The organism is Streptomyces albiflavescens, assembly GCF_014645835.1.
GTDB classification, from domain to species: domain Bacteria; phylum Actinomycetota; class Actinomycetes; order Streptomycetales; family Streptomycetaceae; genus Streptomyces; species Streptomyces albiflavescens.
The window spans coordinates 1-16,425 of sequence record NZ_BMMM01000012.1 but is presented as its reverse complement, the minus strand read 5'-3'; the positions used below and the strand labels follow the sequence as shown (position 1 = coordinate 16,425).

The following is a 16,425-nucleotide window of genomic DNA, read 5'->3' as shown; positions in this document are numbered from 1 at the left end:
ACTCACTTCTTGATCACTTGGTTGTCGGTGGCTGTCTTCAGCGCCTCGTCATAGCCGCTCGCCGCCTTCTCGACCGAGCTGTCGCCGGTCGTCACGCCCTCCATGGCCTCCTGGATGGCGGTCGAGACCTTCGGGTACGCCGGGTACGCGGGCCGGTAGTGCGTGCTCGCGACCAGGTCCGTGAAGAACTTGATGCCGGGCTGCGCCTTCACGTACGCGGGGTCGGCGGCGACGTCCTTGCGCACCGCGATACCTGAGTTGGCGATGTACCACTTCTGGGCGTTCGCCTTGGTCTGCATCGTCTCGATGAACTTGAACGCCAGATCGGGGTTGGACGCCTTGGAGGGGATCGACCAGGTCCAGCCGCCGGACATGCTCACCTTGCCGGGGGCCTGGCCGTGCTGGGTCGGCATGGAGGCGAGGCCGAGTTTCTGCGACCACTCGGGCCATTCGTGGCCGGAGCCCTTCAGCCAGTCCTGCGGGAGCCAGCTGCCGTCGAGGTCGATGCCGAGCTTGCCCTTGGGGAGCAGCTCACCGCGGATCCTCGTCTGGATGTTGGGATCCAGAGCGTCGGCGACGTCGAGTCCGAGCTTCTCCTTGTAGACCGTCTCCACGAACGTCAGGGCGTCCTTGAAACCCTGGCTTCCGGCGATCCACTTCTTCGTGGCGGTGTCGTACAGGGGGTCCGTCTTCCCGTCGCCCGTCCCGTACAGCAGCATCTCGAAGCCCTGCATCGTGGCGGCCTCGCCGGCGGGCTTGCCCGTGTAGACGTTCAGCGGGGTGACGCCGGGGACTTTCGCCTTGATGGCGCGCGCGGCGCTCAGCACGTCGTCCCACGTCTTCGGCTGCCAGTCACCGGGCAGGCCGGCCTTCTTGAAGATGTCCTTGTCGAACCAGAGCCCCCGGGTGTCCGTCCCGTCCGGGACGCCGTACGTCTTCCCGTCCTGGGCCTTGGCCGCCGCCTTGGCCGTGTCGATGAACTGGCCCCAGTCCTGCCACTTGTCGAGGTACGGGTCGAGAGGCTTCAAGTACCCGCTCGTGATGTCCGAGTTGATGAGGAACGTGTCCTCGTAGACCAGATCGGGCGCCGTCTTGGGCGACCTCAGCATCTGCTGGAGCTTCGTGTAGTACTCGGAGTCCGGGGCCTTGATCGGGACGAGTTCGACCTTCTTCCCCGGGTTCGCCTTCTCGAACTCCTTCTTCATCTGGCCCAAGTAGGTGTCCATGACGCGGATCGAGTTGTCCGTGGACTGTTTGAAGGAGATCTTCACGGTGTCCGGATCACTTCCGGACCCTGATCCACAGGCGGTGAGTGCGGTGGCGGTGAGAAGAGTTGCGAGGACAAGTGGGGCGGCGGTGGGGCGCACGGGCACGACCTCCTACTGACCGACATCGTTGTCGGCGGAGCCGAGTTGTCTGCCTGGTGAACCTAAGAGGCGTGCGGATGTCAGGTCAATGACCTTGCAGCGGCTGGGACTTGGGCGGCTTCCCCGGTGGCATGGGCTCGCACGAAGAGGAGGTGTCGGTCAGCGCGCCCTACTGGGGCTCCCGCGGCGAGCTGATCGAGGTCCTCGACCTCGCCCGCGCCGGCGCCGTCTCCGTGCACACCGAGACGTGCTCGCTCGACGAGGCGCCCCTCACGTACGAGCGCCTGCACGCCGGGAAGGTGAACGGTCGGGCGGTCACCCTGCCCAACAGGTGACGCCACCTCCGAGGAGTCATCCCTTCACCCACCGGTACTGCAACTCCGGCCGCCCCACCTGCCCGTACTGCGGAGCGCGCGCCGCCCGCCCCGCCTCGACCAGGTGCTCCAGGTACCGCCGGGCCGTGATCCGGGAGATGCCGACCGCCTCGGCGACCCCGGCTGCCGTCAGGCCGTCGGCGCAGTCCCGCAGGGCGACGGTGACACGTTCGAGGGTCGGTGCGCTCAGGCCCTTGGGAAGGGCGGCCGGGCCCGGGGCACGCAGGGTGGCCAGGGCGCGGTCCACCTCGTCCTGGCCGCTCGCCTCGCCCACCGCCGCGTGGAACTCGGCGTACCGGATGAGCCGGTCCCGCAGTGTCGCGAAGGTGAAGGGCTTCAGGACGTACTGGACGACCCCGAGCGAGACCCCCTCCCGTACGACCGCGAGGTCCCGCGCGGACGTCACCGCGATCACGTCCGCGTGGTAGCCGGCGGCCCGCAGGGAGCGGGCGAGCTGCAGTCCGTGCACGTCCGGCAGGTGCAGGTCCAACAGGAGCAGGTCCACGGGCGTACGGTCCAGGGCGCGGCGCGCCTCGGCGCCGGTGTGCGCCTTGCCGACCGCCGTGAACCCGGGCACCCGGCCGACGTACATGACGTGTGCGTCGGCGGCGACCGGATCGTCCTCGACGACGAGTACGCGGATGGGCTCGGGGTCGGTCATACGTCGCCTCCAGGCAAGGCGGGCTGGGCAGGCTCGGACGGGGTGGGCTCGGACGGGGTGGGCTCGGGCTCGGCAACGGTTGCTCCCGGGGCGCCCGAGGCCGAGGACACCGTAGGCAACGGCAGCCGCACCTCGAACTCCGCCCCGCCCCCGGCCGCCTCCCGCACCGTCAGCCTGCCCTGGTGACGGCTCACGGCCTGCCGTACGAGTGCCAGGCCGAGACCCCGACCGCCGGGCCCCGCCGGTTTCGTGGACCAGCCGCGTTGGAAGACCTGTTCGGCGTGGGCCGGGTCCACCCCGGCGCCGGTGTCGGCGACCCGCAGCACCAGCACGGACTCGTCCGTGAACGCAGTCACCGTGACCCGCGCGCCGACCGTCCCCTGTGCCGCGTCCACCGCGTTGTCGATCAGGTTGCCGAGGACGGTGACCAGGTCGCGGGCGGACAGCGAGGCCGGCAGCAGCCCGTCGTCGATGGCACTGTCGTCGGAGACCACCAGCTCCACGCCCCGCTCGTTGGCCTGCGCCGCCTTGCCGAGCAGCAGCGCGGCGAGCACGGGTTCGCTGACCGCCGCGACCACCTGGTCGGTGAGCGCCTGCGCCAGCTCCAGCTCAGCCGTGGCGAAGTCGACGGCCTCCTCGGCGCGGCCCAGCTCGATGAGGGACACCACCGTGTGCAGACGGTTCGCGGCCTCGTGCGCCTGTGAGCGCAGGGCCTCGCTGAAACCGCGCTCCGAGTCCAACTCACCCATCAGGGACTGGAGTTCGGTCACATCGCGCAAGGTCACCACCGTGCCCCGGCGTTCGCCTCCCGAGACCGGGGAGGTGTTCACGACCAGGACGCGCGAGGCGGTGAGATGCACCTCGTCCACCCTCGGCTCGGCCGACAGCAGCGCGCCCGTCAGCGGCGCGGGCAGGCCGAGTTCGGCCACCGAGCGGCCGACCGCCTCGTCCGTCACGCCGAGCAATTCCCGTCCGCCGTCGTTCATCAGCGCCACCCGGAACTGCCCGTCCAGCATCAGCAGCCCCTCACGCACGGCGTGCAGGGCGGCCTGGTGGTAGTCGTGCATACGGCTGAGCTCGGCCGCGTTCAGGCCGTGAGTGGAGCGTCGCAGCCGGGCGTTGATGACGTACGTGCCGATGCCGCCCAGGATCAGGGCGCCCCCCGCGACCCCGACGAGGGCGGTGACCTGGTCCTGGACGCGTTTGGTGATCGCCTCGACCTTGATGCCGGCGCTGACCAGGCCGACGATGTGGCCGTTGTCGTAGATCGGGGTGACGGCCCGCACGGACGCCCCGAGGCTGCCTGTGTACGTCTCCGTGAAGGATGTGCCCGCCAACGCGGGGCCGATGTGCCCGAGGAAGTGCTTGCCGATCAGCTTCTCGTCCGGGTGGGTCCAGCGGATGCCCCGCGGGTTCATGATCGTCACGAAGTCGACCCCGGTGTCCCGCTGCACTTGGAGGGCGTACGGCTGAAGGTCCTTCGTGGGGTTGCTGGTGCGGATGGCCTGGTGGACCGACGGGGCGTCCGCGACCGAACGCGCGACGGCCATGGCCTGCCGGCCCGCCGCCTCCTCGGCCTGGCTGCGGTCGCTGACGTAGGTGAACAGTGCGTACCCGGCGACCAGGACCGCGATCAGCACGGCCTGCATGCCGAAGAGCTGGCCGGCCAGGCTGCGGGGTCTCGGAACGCGGGGGAATCGCATGGAATCAGTGTGCCTCGCTCCTGCCCGTCACCTTCCAGTGCCGCGTTTTTGCATAAACAGGAACTAATTTGCTTCTGTCCCCATTTGAGAGGGAAATTCGGCTCTGTGTCGCTGCGTGGCGCTCCTCGAAGCCTTCTCCAGTGCGTAAGCACGCTGCCGTTCGCCGTTTCGATGTACTCAATGAACGGAAGGGTGACCGCCCTCACAGGCCGGGAGATAGTCACCGCATCCCCCGGGAGTCCACGCCTCCCGGATACCCCGGTCGTGAGCCGCACGCCGGGTTCCCCCGGTCGTGAGCCGCACGCCGGATGATGCCGACGACGTCGTCAAGGAGGGCAGCCGTGGCCAGCACACCGCTCACCGCACCTGCCGCACCCGCAGCCAAGCGGGACCGCACCCACTATCTGTACATCGCGGTGATCATCGCGGTCGCCCTCGGCATCGCCGTCGGGTTCGCCGCGCCGGACTTCGCCAAGGAGCTCAAGCCGATCGGCACGGGCTTCGTGAGCCTGATCAAGATGATGATCTCGCCGATCATCTTCTGCACGATCGTGCTCGGCGTCGGCTCCGTACGGAAGGCCGCCAAGGTCGGCAAGGTCGGCGGTCTCGCGCTCGGCTACTTCATCGCCATGTCCTTCGTGGCACTGGCCATCGGTCTGGTGGTCGGCAACATCATCCACCCGGGCAGCGGGATGCACCTGACCGAGGCCGTGAAGGGCGTCGGACACACCCAGGCCGAGGCCGCCGCCGAGGGTCCCGTCGACTTCCTGCTCGGGATCATCCCGACCACGTTCGTCTCGGCCTTCACCGAGGGCCAGGTACTCCAGACGCTGCTGGTCGCCCTGCTCGTGGGCTTCGCGCTGCAGGCCATGGGCCGCACCGGTGAGCCGGTGCTGCGCGGCGTCGAGCACATCCAGCGGCTGGTCTTCCGCGTCCTCGGCATGATCATGTGGGCCGCGCCCGTCGGTGCCTTCGGCGCGATGGCCGCGGTGATCGGCGAGACCGGTATGGATGCGCTCAAGGCGCTGGCCACGATCATGCTCGGCTTCTACATCACCTGCTTCCTCTTCATCGTCATCGTGCTCGGCACGCTGACGAAGCTGGTGGCCAAGGTCAGCCTCTTCCAGCTGCTGAAGTACCTGGGCCGGGAGTTCCTGCTGATCGTCTCCACCTCGTCGTCCGAGTCCGCGCTGCCGCGGCTCATCGCGAAGATGGAGCACCTGGGCGTCAGCCGTCCGGTCGTCGGCATCACCGTGCCGACGGGCTACTCCTTCAACCTCGACGGCACGATGATCTACCTGACCATGGCCTCGCTGTTCATCGCCGACGCGATGGACCAGCCGATGGGCATCGGCCAGCAGATCGGGCTGCTGCTCTTCATGATGGTCGCGTCGAAGGGAGCCGCCGGTGTCTCCGGTTCCGGTATCGCCGTGCTGGCCAGCGGCCTGCAGTCGCACAAGCCCGCCCTCGTCGACGGGGTCGGCCTGATCATCGGTATCGACCGGTTCATGAGCGAGGCGCGTGCCGTCACCAACTTCGCGGGGAACGCGGTCGCGACTCTGCTGATCGGTACGTGGACGGGTGAGGTCGACAAGGAGCGTGTGAACCGCGTTCTCGCCGGTGAGCTGCCGTTCGACGAGAAGACGCTCCTGGACGACGAAGCGGCCGACGCCCACGTGGACGTGCCCGGGCAGGGCGGCGAGAAGGAACTCGCCAAGGCGTAACCCGCCACTGGGGGCGCGGGCCGAGAAGTGCCGTGCGCCAACCGCGAGTACGTCGTGGCTGGTCGCGCGGCTCCCCGCCCCCTCACGGGACGTCTCTCCCGAACTGGGCGTGCCCTCCTGAACGGGGCGCGCCCCCAAGGCGCCGAGTGGCTGGGTCCTCCCCCGTGGACCTGGCCGCTCGGCCCTTTTGTTTCCGCTGCCGCTTTGCTCAGCTGCCGCTTTGCTCCGCTGCCGCTTTGCTCCGTTGTCGCGGTCGCTTTTCTCTTGCTTCAGTCGCTCAGTTTCGCCACCAGCTCGGTGGCGCGGGAGGCGGGTACGCCCGCCGTGGTCAGTATGGTGACCGCGGCGGAGCGGCCCGCCTCTTCGGGTGCGAGGAGGCCGTCGTTCACGGCCTCCATGAGGGCGAAAAGCATCTGCTCGTGCACGTACGCCAGTACCGGCGCCGGCAGCGGTGACTCGAAGACGCCCTGGTCCAGGCCGCGTTGGAGCACGTCCGCGCAGGCCTCACGCACCGGCGTGAGCCGCTCGCGGATGCCCTGGACCGTGACGCTGCGCTGCGCGAGCGCGACCAGCAGCCGGTAGCGGTCGGCGACCTCCCACACGGCGAGGGTGGAGCGGACCAGTGACTCCGCGGGGTCCTCGACGCCCTTCCGGCCGTCCGCGTGCGCCGTCTCCACCGCCTCCGCGGCCCCGTCGAAGAGCGTCCCGATCAATGCCTCCCGGCTCGGGAAGTGCCCGTACACCGTGCGCCGTACGACGCCCGCGGCCCGCGCGATCTGGTCCATGGACGCGTCGGGGTCGCGGAGCAGCTCGGCGAGCGCCACGTCGAGGATGCGACGACGGTTCGCATCGGCGCGGCTGACGTTTCCCGTGGTCATGGCTGCCATGGTGCATGCCCTTCGCCGAGGTCCTGCGCTGCGTCCACAAGGCCTCCACCTCATCAACTTGCACAGTTCTGTGCAAACCGGCGGACGATTCCGAGCGCGATGTCGCGGCCGAGGTGGCGTCGGACGAGTCCGGGCTCGGAACCGAGACCCTCGGGTCACCGTCTCGTAGAACATGCACTACCGTGCCGTGCCGGACTGACCGGCACGGCACGGCACGTTCTGCGGAGGGCAAGGAGCATGAAGATCGACTGGGACCGGCGCACGTGCGCGCGGCGCGGCCACGTGACGTACGCGCCCGACGAGTCGGCGCTGCGTGTGCCGCTGCGTGCCGAGACGAGCCACGGTGAGGCGTGGCGCTGTCTGCGCTGCGGTGACTTCGCCCTCGGTGAGCCGCACGGCTCGGGACCCGCGGAGGAAGCCCCGCTCGTGCCGCGCGGCAAGGTGCTGCGCGATCTGTTCATCCTGCGCTTCCTGGCCATCGAACGGGCCGTACGCGGCGTGTTCATCGTGCTGGTCGCGGCCGCCGTGTGGAAGTTCAGCAACAGCCAGGACTCGGTGCGCCGGCTCTTCGACGAGTATCTCGACGTCTTCCGCCCGGTCTTCAAGCACTTCCACTACGACCTCGACCACTCTCCCGTGGTCGGCACCATCCAGAAGACCTTCGGCTACAAGCACTCCACGCTGGTGCTGGTGGCCGTGCTGCTCCTTGCGTACGCCCTGATCGAACTCATCGAGGCGGGCGGGCTCTGGTACGCCAAGCGCTGGGCCGAGTACCTCACGGTCGTCGCCACCGCCGCCTTCCTCCCGCTGGAGATCTACGAACTCAGCGAGCACGTCAGCTATCTGAAGATCGCCACGCTCGTCCTCAACATCCTCGCCGTGCTCTACATCGCCCTCGCCAAGCGCCTGTTCGGGCTGCGCGGCGGCCGCAAGGCCTTCGACGAGGAGCGGCACAGTGCCTCCCTGCTGGAGGTGGAGGAGTCCGCCGGCGTCATGGTCTAAGGCCCGCGGGCGTCTGGGCCACGGCCGGGATCTCCGTGCCGCCCGACGCCGGCCGCACCCACGACGTGTCCGGGCGGCGGGCCAGGGCGTGCGCCAGGTCCTGCGCGGACGGGCGTGGCGGTGGTCTTCATGACCCCGAGGCGGGCGACTGCTTACCTTTCGGTGAGTAACTGACCAAATAGTCGGTACTTGTGCGAGGTTGTCCCCTTGGGAAGCATGGCCGCCATGACAAATGACCTTGAAAGCACTCCGGTTGCCGTCCTGGGTCTCGGCGCGATGGGACGGGCCCTCGCCGCCGCGTTCCTCCGTGCGGGCCACCCCACGACCGTGTGGAACCGTTCGCCCGGCAAGGACGGTGACCTGGCGGCCCAGGGCGCCGTCCGGGCCGTGAGCGCCGCCGAGGCCGTCCGCGCGGCCGACCTGGTGGTCGTCTGCGTGGTCGACCACGACGCGGCCCAGTCGGTCATCGAGGCCTCCGCCGGCGACCTGCCCGGCCGGGTCCTGGTGAACCTCACCTCCGACACCCCTGAGCGGTCCCGCACCACCGCCGCCTGGGCGAACGAGCGCGGTATCGACTACCTCGACGGCTCGATCATGGTGCCGATCCCGGTCGTCGGACAGCCGGAGGCGCTCATCTTCTACAGCGGTCCGCGGGCGGCGTACGAGAAGTACGAGGGTGCGCTCAAGTCGCTGGGTGGCCGCCCCGCGTACCTCGGGGAGGACCAAGGCCTCGCCGCCGTCTACGACCTGGCGCTGCTCGACTTCTTCTACTCCGGCATGGCCGGACTCGTGCACGCCTTCGCGCTCGCCGAGGCGGACGGGGTGCCGGCGGCCTCGCTCGCCCCCTACCTGGACACGATCGCCGCCATCCTGCCGCCCATCGCTGCCGGTACCGCCCAGGACATCGACGCGGGCAGCTACCCGGGCGCCGCCGCGAACCTCGGCATGATGGCCGCGGGGGCGGGCCATGTGCTGGAGGCCGCCGAGCACCGCGGGCTCGACGTGAGCACCCTGCGCTCGGTGAAGGAGATCGCCGACCGGGCCATCGCCCGGGGGCACGCGGCCGACAGCTGGGCGAGCACGATCGAGGTGGTACGGGCACGTTCGACGTCATAAGGCCCAAATGCTTTGACCGGCCCTCGTGTGGGGGCCCAGGCTGGGAGATCCCAGTGGGCCGGACGGCACGGAGGCGGGCATGGGCGAGACCGAGATCATCAGCAGTTCGGAGTACCGGGCCCGGCTCGCCGCGGAGGGGGAGAGTTCCCCGCTGTCGCTGGAGCAGGTCGGCGAGCTTTTCCAGCAGTTCCTCGATGCGGTCGCGCGGCCCAAACCCCAGGTCGCGGACGGCCGCAATCTCACCGAGCGGATGCGCGCGCACCTGGGCACGGCACCGGGGGACCAGCCGGTGGTCAAGGCCGCGTACGCCCCCTACGACCTGCCCAACGTGCACCTGGCGGTGGAGCGGTGGTTCGCGGCCGAGGGGCGTTCGTACGAGCTGATCGGCATGCGGGGGGCCTCGCACCACGGGGATCTGACGCTGGGCGAGATCCTCGAATCCGCCGACCGGTACAACCGGTTCGTGATCGGCGCGGTGGACTACGCGCATCTGCCGATCTCGCCCGACGAGGAACTCGCCTGCGTCTCCTTCGGGTTCTACCTCGGCCAGGAGGGCGACGAGCGGTTCGCGGTGCTGCTGCGGGGCCCGGCGGACGAGTACGGGCGCAACAAGGTCGAGATCGAGGTTCTGGCCCAGGAGAAGGAGTTCGCGGACCGGCTGCTCGCCGAGATCGACGCACTGGTCCGCGAACACAACATCTTCCGCGGGCAGGTCCTCTCCTTCGAGGGCTCCGACTTCGGCCACGGCCTGGGCCCGTTCCGCTTTCACCGCCGTCCCGGGCTCGCCCGCGAGGAGATCGTGCTGCCGGAAGGGCTGCTGGACCGGGTGGAGCGGCAGGTGGTCGGGGTGGCGCGCCGCCGCGAGCGTCTCCGCGCCGCCGGCCAGCACCTGCGGCGCGGCCTCCTTCTCTACGGCCCGCCCGGCACCGGCAAGACCCACACGATCCGTTATCTCCTCTCCCACCTCCCGGAGTTCACGGTCGTGGTGCTGGCCGGAACGAGCATCGACGCCATCGGCCCCGCGTGCGCGCTGGCGCGCATGCTGCAGCCCGCGCTCGTCGTCCTGGAGGACTGCGACCTCATCGCCGAGGCCCGCGACCACGGCGGCGGCGAACAGCCCCTGCTCTTCCAGGTGCTGAACGAGATGGACGGCCTCGGCGATGACGCCGACGTCGCCTTTCTGCTCACCACCAACCGCGCGGACCTGCTGGAACCCGCCCTCGTCCAACGGCCCGGTCGCGTCGACCTCGCCGTCGAGATCCCCGTCCCCGACGCCGAGGGCCGCGCCCGCCTCCTCGCCCTGTACGGCTCCTCCCTCGACCTCGGCAAGGACCTCACCGACGAGATCGTCACCCGCACGGAGGGCACGACGGCATCCTTCACCAAGGAGCTCGTACGACGAGCCGTACTGATCGCGGCCGAGCGGGAGGCGGAGCGGACGGGGCCGGAGGATCTGCGCGCGGCGGCGGACGAATTGCTCTCGGACCGGGACCGGCTGACGCGAAGGCTGCTGGGAGTGCGGACGGAGCGGTCCGCCGGCCAGGAGCAGGCACCCCGCACCGTCCTGGAGGATGTTCAGGACGACTAGGGGGTTTCTGATGGATCTCTAGCTCACTCTCGCCCCGCCGCCGCGTCAAGGCGCGCCAGCTCCTGCGCGTCCAATACCAGGTCCGCCGCACCCGCCGAGTCCCGGATCGTCTCCGGGCGGCTGGCGCCCGGAATCGGGATCACACCGGGGGAAATCGCCAGCAGCCAGGCCAGGCAGATCTGTTGAGGGCTCACGCCGTGCTCGCGGGCCACCGCGTGGAAGGCGTCGAAGGCGTCGAAGGCGTCGTCGGAGGCCACCTTCGACGGGCCGTCCAGGGAGCTGCGCGAGATGCCGCCGAGCGGGCTCCAGGGGAGGAAGGCGATGCCGAGTTCGGCGCACAGGCGGAGCTCCGGCTCGCTGTGCCGCACCGCGGGCGAGTACTGGTTCTGGACCGAGGCGAGGCGGTCGCCGAGGATCGCGCGGGCCCGGCGGATCTGGTCGGTGGTGGTGTTGGAGATGCCGGCCAGGCGGATCTTGCCCTCGTCGAGGAGTTCGCGCAGGGCGCCGACCGAGTCCTCGAAGGGGACGGCGGGGTCGGGCTTGTGGAGTTGGTAGAGGCCGATCGCCTCGACACCGAGCCGCTTCAAGGAGGCCTCCACGGCCGACTTCAGGTGTGGGGGAGACCCCGCCACCGTCCAGCTGCCGTCGGAGGGTCTGCCGCGGCCGCCCTTCGTGGTCACCAGCACATCGCTGGTGTCGCCGCCGTACGTCGCCAGGGCGCGGGCCAGGAGCCGTTCGTTGTGGCCGGGCTCGGCGCCGGGCAGATGGTACGAGTCCGCCGTGTCGAGGAGGGTCACGCCCGCGTCGAGGGCGGCGTGCACGGTGGCCAGGGCCCGCGCCTCGTCCGGGCGGCCCTCGATGGACAGGGGCATCGCGCCGAGGCCGACCGCGCCGACGCGGAGATCTCCAAGGGGCCTGGTCCTCATGTCAGTTGTCCTTTCCGAGCGTCTCGGCGACCGCGCGCGGCAGCCACTCGCTCGACTCGCCGAAGGTGAAACCGAGCCGTGTGCCCCGGGAGTTGTCCATCCCGTAGGAGCGGGCGAACGAGAACGGCGAGACCTCACCGACCTCGACACTCCGGAAGACCGTCCCGCCCTCGGGGACGTGCGCGGCGACCGCCTCGCACAACTCCTCCGTGGTGAGCGCCCCGTGGGAGGCGGCGTTCACCGGCCCGGTGAAGTCCGCGCCCGCCGCCCAGGCGAGGAAGTCCGCGATCTCCTCGACATGGATGTACGTCGCCGGGTGGTTCACGGCGGGCACGGCGATCGGTTCGCCCGTGCGGATACGGTCGGTGTAGTGGTCGAGGCGGCCGGTGAAGTCGTCGTCCCCGCCGAGGACATGGGCGACGCGGACGGCCACGTACGGGAACGCGGGCTCGGCCGGTCGGGTACGGGCGAAGACCGCCTCGGCCTGCCGCTTGCCCTCGCCGTAGTGCGCGTCGAGGAACTCCGGGTCGTCCCAGGGGAGTTCCAGGTCGACGGCGACCGTACGAGGGTCCACGGCGTCCTCGCGCACGAGGGCGGCCGAGTCCTCGTACTCGTACACCTCGACGGTGGACGTCATGACGTACCGCCGCGCGCGACCCGCGAACACCCTTCGGGCGATCTCCGCCTGCCGGGGCGTATAGCAGACCTGGTCGATGACGACGTCGAAAGTCCGCGAACCCAGCGCCTTCTCCAGGGAATTCTCGTCATTGCGGTCGGCGACCAGATGAATTGCCCCCGCGGGCGGTGCCGACGAACCGCGATTGATGACAGTGACCCGGTCACCGGCGGCCATCAGCCGCGCTATCAGACGCTTTCCGAAATACCGGTTCCCGCCAATGACGCATATCTCGCGCACGACGCCCTCCCCGCTTCTCATTCCGTGTGCTCCTGCCCTGTGGTCATAATTCTCCCGACATAGGGGTGAGGTCTGAAGGGGGAGTCATGGGAGATCCGGCCGCGGCACCGAAGGAACCACGGCAGCTGCGCGCCGCCGCCAACGAAACGTCGGTGGCCTTCGACGCGCTCGACCGGCAGATCCTGGAGCTGTTGCAGAACGACGGCCGGATCAAGCTCAGCGAGCTGGGCCGCCGCGTACGGCTGAGCCCGGCGGCCGTCGCCGAACGCGTCCGGCGCCTGGAGTCCGCGGGCGCCATCACCGGCTACGGCGCCCATGTCTCACCGGCGCGCCTCGGCTACGGCATCCAGGCCTTCATCCGCGTCAACCCGCACGGCGGCTACACCCTGAAGCACCCCAGGACCCTGGAGCTCCTGTCCCGCCCCGAGGTCGTCGAGGTCCATCACGTCGTCGGCGAGGACTGCTGGATCCTCAAGGTCGCCGTCGAGGACACGATCCACCTGGAGGACGTCCTGGAACAGACCTCCGCGCTGGGGCGTACGACGACCTCGATCGTGCTGTCCTCGCCGGTGCGGCAAAAGCCGCTGCTGCCGCCTGTCGGACGCTGATGCGATGCGGGTGGGCGGGGCACCCGAACTCACTGTTTGCGTTGACGTCGGCGTCAAGGACTACCGTCAACGCATGCGAATCGGCGAGCTGGCGGCGCGGGCCGGGACGACCACGCGGACTCTGCGTTACTACGAGTCGCGAGGGCTGCTGCCCGCGCGGCGGGGCGAGAACGGGTACCGGACGTACGACGAACACGACCTGCGGCTGCTGCGGCAGATCAGGACGTTGCAGGACTTCGGGTTCGACCTGGAGGAGACGCGACCCTTCGTGGAGTGTCTGCGGGCCGGGCACCCGGAGGGCGACTCGTGCCCCGCGTCGCTCGCGGTCTACCGCCGCAAGCTCGGCGAACTCGACGGGCTGATCGACGAGTTGCAGTCGGTGCGCGCGAAGGTCGGTGAGCAGTTGGCGCGGGCGGAGCGCGCGCGTGACGTACTGGCGGCCGACGCGGAGGTTCCGGGCGGCCCGGAACCCGTATGCGAACTGGGAGGGCGAACGCGATGATCAAGGCGGCAGGCGTGGCCGAGGTGACGGACGCGGACTTCGAGACGGAGGTGATCGGGGCGGACCTGCCCGTACTGGTGGAGTTCACCGCCGACTGGTGCGGACCGTGCCGGCAACTGGCACCGGTGCTCAGCGACATCGCCTTCGAGGAGGGCGACCGGCTCAAGATCGTGCAGCTGGACGTGGACAGGAACCCGCAGACCACGATCGCGTACGGCGTCCTGTCGATGCCCACGCTGATGGTGTTCCGCAACGGCGAGCCCGTGAAGTCGATGGTGGGCGCCCGGCCCAAGCGACGGCTGCTGGAGGAGCTGTCCGACGTGCTCTGACCCTTACCGGGACTCTGTCGGCCATACAAAAAATCCCCTGAGCGATTGCGCTCGGGGGATTTCTTTGCGTATATTCAATGGTTCGCGACTTCAAGAAAATGGGTCGCGGGGAAGTTCACTGGCCACAGTATATCCGGGCGGGAGCGGAATTGTCAAACAGGGGCTCACACACAGAATTTCCCGACGATGAATTGCGCCATGAGCAAGAATTCATCGACGGGTTGTACGCGCGCGTGGACGCCCTGCGCGGTGTCACGGAGGCATCCGTGGGGGACGCGCTCGCCCAGGGCAGCACGCCCATGCAGGCCAGGCTCGAACGGGACGTCCTGGTCGCCGAGCGCTCCGGTCTGCTCGCCGCGCTGAACGCCGTGGACGGTTCGCTCTGCTTCGGCCGCATCGACCTCACCAGCGGCGTCAGCCACCACATCGGCCGGATCGGCATCCGCGCCGACGACACCGAGCACACCCCGATCCTCATCGACTGGCGGGCCCCGGTCGCCCGCCCCTTCTACCTGGCCACCGGCCACACGCCCATGGGCCTGCGGCGGCGACGCCACATCACCACCGACGGCCGGCACGTCACCGATCTGCACGACGAGATCCTCGACCTGGGGGACCACGAGCGGACCGGCCACGAGGACCCGACCGGCGACGCGGTGCTCCTGGCCGCGCTCAACTCCGCGCGCACCGGACGCATGAGCGACATCGTGCAGACCATCCAGGCCGAGCAGGACCAGATCATCCGCGCCCCGTACCGGGGCGTGCTGGTGGTGGAAGGCGGTCCCGGTACGGGCAAAACGGCCGTGGCGCTGCACCGCGCCGCGTACCTGCTCTACGAGTACCGGGAAATGCTCGCCAAGCGCGCCGTCCTCGTCGTCGGCCCCAACCCGGCCTTCCTCGGCTACATCGGTGAGGTGCTGCCCTCGCTCGGCGAGACGGGCGTCCTGCTCGCGACGGTCGGCGAGCTGTTCCCCGGCGTGAAGGCGACGGCGATCGACACCCCCGAAGCGGCCGCCGTGAAGGGCCGCGCCGACATGGCCGAGGTGCTGGCCGCCGTGGTCCGTGACCGCCAGGCCCTTCCCGACCCGGTGATCGCGATCGAGCACGACCGGGACATCCTGATGCTCGACGCCGGGCTCGTCCAGGTCGCCCGGGAACGCACCCGCGAGACCAAACTGCCCCACAACGTCGCACGCGAGCACTTCGAGGGTCACATCCTCAACACCCTCACCGACATGCTGGCCGAACGCATCGGCACGGATCCGTTCGACGGCTCCAACATGCTCGATGCGAGCGACATCACGCAGATCCGGGACGAGCTGGCCGAGAACCCCGAGGTGTGGGGCGCGATCGACCAGCTGTGGCCGCGGCTGACCCCGCAGCGGGTGGTCGCGGACTTCCTTGCCGAGCCGGAGGGATACGTCTCGCAGGAGGAGGCGGTGGCGATACGGCGGCAGCTCACGCGCGAGTGGACCACCGCGGACGTCCCCCTTCTCGACGAGGCCGCCGAGCTGCTGGGTGAGGACGACCGGGCGGCCCGGGCACTTGCCGACCACGAGCGTCGTACCCAAGTCGCGTACGCGCAGGGCGTCCTGGACGTCTCCTACGCCTCTCGTACCTACGAGTTCGAGGACAAGGACGAGGAGGACTCCGAGGTCCTCTCGGCGCACAACATCATCGACGCCGAGCGGATGGCCGAGCGGCACGAGGAGGAGGACCACCGCAGCGCCGCCGAGCGGGCGGCGGCCGACCGGACCTGGGCCTTCGGCCACATCATCGTCGACGAGGCGCAGGAGCTGTCGCCGATGGCGTGGCGCCTGCTGATGCGGCGGAGTCCTACGCGGTCCATGACGCTCGTCGGCGATCCCGCGCAGACCGCCGAGGCGGCGGGGGTCGGCTCCTGGTCCGAGATCCTCGCGCCGTACGTCGAGGACCGGTGGGAGCACACGCGTCTCGCCGTCAACTACCGGACCCCGTCAGAGATCATGGATGTCGCGGCGGGGGTGGTGCGGGCGGAGCGTCCTGGGTTCGAGCCGCCTCGGTCCGTACGGTCCACCGGGGTACGGCCGTGGGTGCGCGCCGCGGGTGACGATCTTCCCGGGGCCGTCGCCAAGGCGGTGGGCGAGTTGACGCCGGTGGAGGGGCGGGTCGCTGTCATCGCCCCGCGTTCCCTTCATGCCTCGCTCGCCGGGCGGCTGGACGGGGTGACGGCGGGGGCCGAGCCCGACCTCACCCGTGGCGTCGTCCTGCTCGATCCTCGGCAGGCCAAGGGGTTGGAGTTCGACTCCGTCCTGGTGGTCGAGCCCGCGCTGTACGGGACGAGTGACCTGTATGTGGCTCTGACTCGGGCTACGCAGGCGCTGGGGGTGCTCCACACCAGGGAGTTGCCGGAGTCACTGAGGGGGCCGGGGCTGGTGTAGGGCGGGTTTCTTCGCCCCCTCCGCCCCTTCCCGTCCCGACCCTGGGGCTCCGCCCCAGAACCGTTCGCGCAGTTCCCCGCACCCCTGAACAGGGGCGCGGGGAACTGCGCAATCTTTTAGGGGGGTCTGGGGGCGCAGCCCCCAGTACGGGACGGGAAGGGGCGGAGGGGGCGAAAGATGCCTAGGCGGGGCGGAGCCAGACGGTGGCGAGTGGCGGCAGGGTGAGTTGGATGCTCGCGGGGCGGCCGTGGGCGGCGGTGGGTTCGGGTTTGATGGGGTCGGGGTTGAGGATGTCGCTGCCG

The 16,425-nt window shown here is 69.8% G+C and carries 14 protein-coding genes and 1 pseudogene; 9 read left to right on the top strand and 6 right to left on the bottom strand.

Annotated elements, in window-relative coordinates; translation table 11 throughout:
* Positions 1 to 2 precede the first annotated feature (2 nt).
* Positions 3 to 1,373, bottom strand: coding sequence for an extracellular solute-binding protein (locus IEY95_RS29040; protein ID WP_189189122.1), 1,371 nt, complete (start codon positions 1,371 to 1,373; stop codon positions 3 to 5).
* A gap of 107 nt (positions 1,374 to 1,480) precedes the next feature.
* Between IEY95_RS29040 and IEY95_RS29035 the strand changes: the two are divergent.
* Positions 1,481 to 1,702, top strand: a pseudogene (locus IEY95_RS29035) (NAD(P)-dependent alcohol dehydrogenase); the annotation flags it as partial.
* Between the two features lie 16 nt (positions 1,703 to 1,718).
* On the opposite strand, the gene IEY95_RS29030 reads toward IEY95_RS29035, so the two are convergent.
* A complete protein-coding gene (locus IEY95_RS29030) occupies positions 1,719 to 2,402 on the bottom strand; it encodes a response regulator (protein WP_189189121.1) in 684 nt (227 codons plus the stop codon).
* On the bottom strand, positions 2,399 to 4,105 hold the full coding sequence (locus IEY95_RS29025) for an ATP-binding protein (RefSeq protein ID WP_189189120.1): 1,707 nt from the start codon (positions 4,103 to 4,105) through the stop codon (positions 2,399 to 2,401). The genes IEY95_RS29030 and IEY95_RS29025 overlap by 4 nt, the downstream gene beginning before the upstream one ends.
* A 308-nt stretch (positions 4,106 to 4,413) precedes the next feature.
* Here IEY95_RS29025 and IEY95_RS29020 point away from each other — a divergent pair, with 308 nt between their 5' ends.
* Positions 4,414 to 5,829, top strand: coding sequence for a cation:dicarboxylate symporter family transporter (locus IEY95_RS29020; protein ID WP_189189119.1), 1,416 nt, complete (start codon positions 4,414 to 4,416; stop codon positions 5,827 to 5,829).
* 269 nt (positions 5,830 to 6,098) lie between these two features.
* On the opposite strand, the gene IEY95_RS29015 is transcribed toward IEY95_RS29020, so the two are convergent.
* Positions 6,099 to 6,716, bottom strand: a complete 618-nt coding sequence (locus IEY95_RS29015) for a TetR/AcrR family transcriptional regulator (RefSeq protein ID WP_189189118.1) — start codon at positions 6,714 to 6,716, stop codon at positions 6,099 to 6,101.
* 237 nt (positions 6,717 to 6,953) lie between these two features.
* On the opposite strand from IEY95_RS29015, the gene IEY95_RS29010 reads away from it, so the two are divergent.
* From IEY95_RS29010 to IEY95_RS29000, 3 genes are all read left to right on the top strand, one after another.
* The gene (locus IEY95_RS29010; RefSeq protein ID WP_189189117.1) at positions 6,954 to 7,718 is read left to right on the top strand and encodes a DUF2127 domain-containing protein; all 765 of its coding nucleotides are present in this window, start codon (positions 6,954 to 6,956) and stop codon (positions 7,716 to 7,718) included.
* A 216-nt stretch (positions 7,719 to 7,934) separates the two neighbouring features.
* Positions 7,935 to 8,834 (top strand): NAD(P)-dependent oxidoreductase, encoded by a 900-nt coding sequence (locus IEY95_RS29005; protein ID WP_444544769.1) that lies wholly within the window; start codon positions 7,935 to 7,937, stop codon positions 8,832 to 8,834.
* A 79-nt stretch (positions 8,835 to 8,913) separates the two neighbouring features.
* Positions 8,914 to 10,422 (top strand): AAA family ATPase, encoded by a 1,509-nt coding sequence (locus tag IEY95_RS29000; RefSeq protein WP_189189115.1) that lies wholly within the window; start codon positions 8,914 to 8,916, stop codon positions 10,420 to 10,422.
* 23 nt (positions 10,423 to 10,445) lie between these two features.
* On the opposite strand, the gene IEY95_RS28995 is transcribed toward IEY95_RS29000, so the two are convergent.
* Positions 10,446 to 11,348, bottom strand: a complete 903-nt coding sequence (locus IEY95_RS28995) for an aldo/keto reductase (protein WP_189189114.1) — start codon at positions 11,346 to 11,348, stop codon at positions 10,446 to 10,448.
* Between the two features lies 1 nt (position 11,349).
* Entirely contained in the window at positions 11,350 to 12,285 is a 936-nt protein-coding gene (locus IEY95_RS28990; RefSeq protein WP_189189113.1) for an NAD-dependent epimerase/dehydratase family protein, read from the bottom strand.
* 65 nt (positions 12,286 to 12,350) lie between these two features.
* Between IEY95_RS28990 and IEY95_RS28985 the strand changes: the two genes are divergently transcribed.
* The 4 genes from IEY95_RS28985 to IEY95_RS28970 all read left to right on the top strand — a co-directional run bounded on the left by IEY95_RS28985 (position 12,351) and on the right by IEY95_RS28970 (position 16,123).
* Entirely contained in the window at positions 12,351 to 12,872 is a 522-nt protein-coding gene (locus IEY95_RS28985) for an Lrp/AsnC family transcriptional regulator (RefSeq protein WP_189189112.1), read from the top strand.
* Positions 12,873 to 12,945: 73 nt separating this feature from the next.
* Positions 12,946 to 13,374 (top strand): MerR family transcriptional regulator, encoded by a 429-nt coding sequence (locus IEY95_RS28980; RefSeq protein WP_189189111.1) that lies wholly within the window; start codon positions 12,946 to 12,948, stop codon positions 13,372 to 13,374.
* Positions 13,371 to 13,703, top strand: coding sequence for a thioredoxin (trxA, locus tag IEY95_RS28975; RefSeq protein WP_308429348.1), 333 nt, complete (start codon positions 13,371 to 13,373; stop codon positions 13,701 to 13,703). Before IEY95_RS28980 ends, trxA begins: the two co-directional genes overlap by 4 nt.
* Positions 13,704 to 13,801: 98 nt before the next feature.
* Positions 13,802 to 16,123 carry a HelD family protein gene (locus IEY95_RS28970; protein ID WP_189189404.1) on the top strand — a complete coding sequence of 774 codons (2,322 nt, stop codon included), beginning with the start codon at positions 13,802 to 13,804 and terminating at the stop codon, positions 16,121 to 16,123.
* The last annotated feature ends 302 nt before the right edge of the window (positions 16,124 to 16,425 follow it).